6 protein-coding genes are annotated in these 4,562 nt (G+C 71.8%); 1 reads left to right on the forward strand and 5 read right to left on the reverse strand.

The window, feature by feature from the left end; genetic code table 11:
- Positions 1-77: 77 nt before the first annotated feature.
- Complete coding sequence (locus tag G6022_RS07935; protein ID WP_182654014.1) at positions 78-1,001, reverse strand: SDR family oxidoreductase; 924 nt, start codon at positions 999-1,001, stop codon at positions 78-80.
- Between the two features lie 119 nt (positions 1,002-1,120).
- Here G6022_RS07935 and G6022_RS07940 point away from each other — a divergent pair, with 119 nt between their 5' ends.
- On the forward strand, positions 1,121-1,345 hold the full coding sequence (locus G6022_RS07940; protein ID WP_179523236.1) for a hypothetical protein: 225 nt from the start codon (positions 1,121-1,123) through the stop codon (positions 1,343-1,345).
- 121 nt (positions 1,346-1,466) lie between these two features.
- Here the strand turns inward: G6022_RS07940 and G6022_RS07945 are convergent, their stop codons facing one another.
- From G6022_RS07945 to G6022_RS07960, 4 genes are all read right to left on the reverse strand, one after another.
- Complete coding sequence (locus tag G6022_RS07945) at positions 1,467-2,411, reverse strand: sugar kinase (RefSeq protein ID WP_179523237.1); 945 nt, start codon at positions 2,409-2,411, stop codon at positions 1,467-1,469.
- A complete protein-coding gene (locus G6022_RS07950) occupies positions 2,408-3,097 on the reverse strand; it encodes a class II aldolase/adducin family protein (RefSeq protein ID WP_179523238.1) in 690 nt (229 codons plus the stop codon). Before G6022_RS07950 ends, G6022_RS07945 begins: the two co-directional genes overlap by 4 nt.
- The gene (locus tag G6022_RS07955) at positions 3,094-3,576 is read right to left on the reverse strand and encodes an SRPBCC family protein (RefSeq protein WP_182639702.1); all 483 of its coding nucleotides are present in this window, start codon (positions 3,574-3,576) and stop codon (positions 3,094-3,096) included. The genes G6022_RS07950 and G6022_RS07955 overlap by 4 nt, the downstream gene beginning before the upstream one ends.
- A partial coding sequence (locus tag G6022_RS07960) for an FAD-dependent oxidoreductase (protein ID WP_182691322.1) occupies positions 3,573-4,562 on the reverse strand: 990 nt, incomplete at its 5' end. The genes G6022_RS07960 and G6022_RS07955, both read right to left, overlap by 4 nt.

Raw genomic sequence — 4,562 nt, forward strand, 5'->3', positions numbered from 1 at the left:
GCACGCCGGGATGGCGTCTCGCCCGCACCGCGGCTCACGCGAGACGCCATCCCGGCGTGCGGCTGCGTTGAGCCGGCTCAGGGAGTGGGCGCGCCGCCGGTCACCGAGAGGGTGTTCCCGGTGGTGTAGGACGACTCGTCGGAGGCCAGGTACACGTACGCGCCCGCCATCTCGACCGGTTGTCCGGGCCGACCCAGCGGATTCTTGTGCCCGAAGATCGGCAGCTTCTCGGGCTTCTGGCCGCCACTCACCTGGAGCGCTGTCCAGAACGGACCGGGCGCGACGGCGTTGACGCGGATGCCGCGCGGTGCGAGCTGCTGGGCGAGCGACTTGGACATGGTGTTGACCGCCGCGCGCGAGGTGGCGTAGTCCACGAGCCCCGGTGACGGGGTGTACGCCTGCACCGAGGACGTGAAGATCACGCTCGATCCGGGCTGCAGGTGGGCGAGCGCCTCCTGCATCATCCAGAACGGCGCCGAGATGTTGACGTTCATCGTCTCGGCCCACTGCTCGGAGGACAGGTCCTCCAGGTGCTCGACGAAGGTCTGCCGGGCGGCGTTGAGCACGAGCACGTCCAGACCGCCGAGCCCCGCGACGGCGTCGCGGACGATCCCGCGCGCGACGGCCTCGTCACCGACGTCGCCGGGGAGCAGGACGCAGGTCCGGCCGGCCGCGCGCACGAGCGCGGCCACGTCGTCGGCGTCGGACTGCTCAGAGGGCAGGTAGCCGATCGCCACGTCGGCGCCCTCGCGTGCGTAGGCGATGGCCACGGCGCGGCCGATCCCGGAGTCTCCGCCGGTGATCAGTGCACGCCGCCCGGTGAGCCGGCCGTGACCCACGTAGGTGTCCTCCCCGTGGTCGGCGGGAGGGTCCATCTCGGAGGCCAACCCCGGAACCGGTTGCTGCTGGACCGGCACCTCGATCTGGTACTTGGTCGTCGGGTCGACGAGTACGGAATGCCCGGGCTGGTCAGAGGACTGAACTGTCGGATCGGTGGTCACGGATGCCTCCCTGGTCGTCTGGACTCCCGACCGTACGCCCCCGGCGACCGGATGCGAGTGGGCGCTCGATCCCCCAGAATGCGGACACGACACACGTCACCCGAACCGAAGGAGTGGGCATGCCCCGTTACCGCGTGATCGACCCCGAGCAGAACGTCATCGATGAGAAGGAGTTCGCCGACGACACCAAGGCCTACGACTGGTTCAAGACGGTCGAGGTCCCCGACGATGCTCTCGGTTACGCCATGGAGGTCGACATGGACGGTAAGTGGACCCGCTTCGAGATCAACGACGGTGGCACCAACACCTCCCCCGCGGCCGACGAGGGCACGGGCGTCGCCTGACCTGACTCAGGGCTGCTCAGGCCACGCAGCCGACCCCGACGGGCCGGCTCCCCACCGCGTCGATGCGGGGGGAGCCGGCCGGTCGTGGTTGTGGCGATCCCCTCGAGGCCGGCCCTCGCGGTCAGCCGGTCGGAGCCGATCGGGCGAACTCGACGACCGAATCGAGGTCGTAGCTTCCGGCGGTGGTCCCGAGCCCCCGGGCCACCTGGGCCGCGACCGCGCAGCCGAGGACGGCGGAGCCCTGCAGGTCGCGACCGAGATGACGCCCCACCAGGAACCCGGCGGAGAACGAGTCCCCGCAGCCGGTGGTGTCGACGACGTCGATCGCGAAGGCGGGTACCGCGATGGTCTCGTCCGGTGTCACGACGAGCGCGCCGTCGGCGCCCGCGGTGAGGGCCACGCACGCGACCCCGCGCTCGATCAGCATGCGCGCGCCCTCGGCCAGCGTGTCGGCGCCGGTGAAGCCGCGGACCTGGTCGTCGTTGGGCAACAGGTAGTCCACGTGCGGTAGCGCGTCCGCGATCCACTCGAGCATCCCGGGGTCGCCGTCGGCCAGGATGTCGACCGATGTGGTGATCCCCTTCCCACGGGCACGGGCGAGCAGCTCGCCGGCCGCCGGGCCGCCCAGGAACTCCGGCCCACCCAGGTGCAGATGAGTGAGCCCCTCGAGCGCGTCGTCGTCGATGTCGTCCAGGGTGAACACGCCGTTCGCGCCGATGCAGTGCCACGCCGGCCGGTCCCCGTTGGGGCGCACAGGGATCACCGAGGCGGACGTCTGTGCGTCCGCCTTGGTCACCAGGCGGCCGGTGTCGACCCCCTCCCCGCTCAACAGGGTCGTCAGGGTGCGCCCGATCGAGTCGGCGCCGACCGCACCGATGCTGCGGACCCCGGCCCCGAGGCGGCTGAGCACCACCGCGGTGCCCCCCGCGGTCCCGGCCGGGGAGAAGGCGATGGTGTCCACGAGGGCCCCGGCGGAGCCCTCCGGGATGGACTCGATCCCGATCGCGTGGACGTCGAGGACGTGCACTCCGACCGTCGCGATCGTCATGGATGAGATGTCGGTCATTGCGGGCTCTCCTTGGTGGTTCCGTACTCGAGGGTGATCGCCTGGACGACCGCGTCGTGTTGCTGCGCCTCGGTGAGGGGTCGTGGTGTGCCCACCCCACTCGCGCGGACGTGCAGGGCCGCCAGCCACTCCAGCAACAGCGCGTTGTCGAGGGCCTTGTCGAGGGAGGATCCCACCGTCACCGAGCCGTGGTTGGCCATCAGGACCGCCTGCCGGTCGCGCAGGCCGTCCACGACGAGGTCGGCGAGCTCGGGGGTTCCGAAGGTCGCGTAGGGCGCCACCCGGATCTCCCCGCCCAGCAGCAACTGCTGGTAGTGCAGTACGGGCAGCGCGTCCATCCCGGTCACGCAGGAGACGGCGGTGGAGAACGGGGCGTGGGTGTGGACGACGGCCCCCGCCTGAGTACCGGAGTAGATCCCCAGATGCAGCCCGAGCTCGGAGGTCGGCGCCAGTCGGCCGTCCACGTGCTCGCCCGTCGCGCCGACCACGGTGACGTCCTCGGCACGGCAGTCGGCCAGGACCACGCCGGTGCCGGTCACGGCGATCCGCCCGTCGTCCACCCGGGCCGAGACGTTTCCGGCGGTGCCGATGAGCAGCCCCTCGGCCGCCAGTCGCCTGGCGGTGGCGGCGACGTGCTCGCGGGCCCGCGACGACTGCCCACGGGATCCCGACGACTCCGTCGTCACAGCCCACCGGCCTGATCGATGCCGCGTTCGGCGTGCACGACGCTCTCGAGCGTCGTCATGGACCGGCGGAACTGGCCGGTGAGCGACTTCTCGAGAACCGGCGCGATGAGGCGGCCGAGGGGGCCGAGCCCGACCCGGCAGTCGACCCGGTACGTCATCAGGGTGGCCTCGGCGCCCAGCGGCTCGAAGCGGAAGGTGTTGACCATGTCGTGCAGTGGCGCGAACCCGGTCCCGGAGTCGACCCTGAGGGACCGCGGCTCGACCTTCCCCACCGTCCACACGGACCGCGTCGTGAGCGGCCCGATCGTCCGGTTCCGCTCGGAATAGGTCTCGCCCACGGTCGCCGCACCGTGGTGGGTGGTGACCTCCAGGGCCCCGTCGACCCACTCGGCGTACCGGGAGGTGTCGTCGATCACGGCCCAGATGTCCTCGACCGGGGCTGCGAGTCGCTGCTGTACGGAAACGGTCAGACGTGTCACGGATGTCCTCCTGAGTGTGCGATCACGGCGCGGGCGGCGGCCTCCCCGGAGCGGACCGCGCCGTCCATGTAGCCGTTCCAGTAGTCGGAGTGTTCGGCACCGGCCCAGTGCACTCGGCCGAGCGGCCGGTCGCGCCACTGACCGAGCGTGGTCAGGACGCCGGGGCCGAGGACAGCGGTCGGGCCACCCCGGGTCCAGCGTTCCGCGGTCCAGTCCTTCTCGAAGTATCCGACAGGCGCCAGCGCCGCGGGCCCGACCACCCGGGCGAAGCTCTGCAGGACCGCCCCGCCGCGCTCCCGGGCCGGACGGGGCGCCCACTTCCGCCACCCCGCTCCCCCCACGAACCCCATGAGGATCCCGGGTGAGCCGCTCGGCGGGGTGTTGTCGAACATCGAGCACACCGGGGTACCGCCCCCGCGGAAGACGCCCTGGCCGGAGAGTCCGTCCTCCCGCCAGAACGGGCGCTCGTAGATCGCCTCACACTTCATGAGGGTGCCGAAGGCCATCCTGCGGAACAGGGCGTCCTGGTGGGCGGGCAGCGACGGGCTCCACTCGATCTCGGCGGCCAGGTGGGGTGGCGCGGTCACGATCACCTCCTCGCCGTCGAAGGACCCCGCGTCGGTGGTGACGGTGACCCCCGTGGCACGGTGTTCGATCCGCCGGACGGGGGCGCCGAGGGTGACGGAGTCGCCCAGTTCCTCGGCCATGCGTTGCGAGATCACCTGCGAACCGCCCACGACCCGGGATTCCTGGGCCCCGCCGGCCACGCCGATCATCCGGTCCAGTGAGCCCGGGTGGATCTCGTCACCCGCGCCCGCGACATACGCCAGGCCGTACAGCGCCGAGGCCTCGGACGCCGCGGCCCCGAACGCCGAACCGAGGAGGGTGTCGATCAACTCGACCCCGCCGGCGCCGATCGCGCCGCGCCGCAGCCAGGTGGCGAGGCTCTGGGCGTCCAACCGGCCCGCGTCGGGGTGCTCCCACGG

Origin of the sequence: Dietzia sp. Cai40 (assembly GCF_014145165.1) — a bacterium.
Classification (GTDB): domain Bacteria; phylum Actinomycetota; class Actinomycetes; order Mycobacteriales; family Mycobacteriaceae; genus Dietzia; species Dietzia natronolimnaea.

Coding starts and splice junctions, on each gene's coding strand:
- G6022_RS07940 (WP_179523236.1), top strand. CDS start 1,121: ATGCCCCGTTACCGCGTGATCGACCCCGAGCAGAACGTCATCGATGAG.
- G6022_RS07945 (WP_179523237.1), bottom strand. CDS start 2,411: ATGACCGACATCTCATCCATGACGATCGCGACGGTCGGAGTGCACGTC.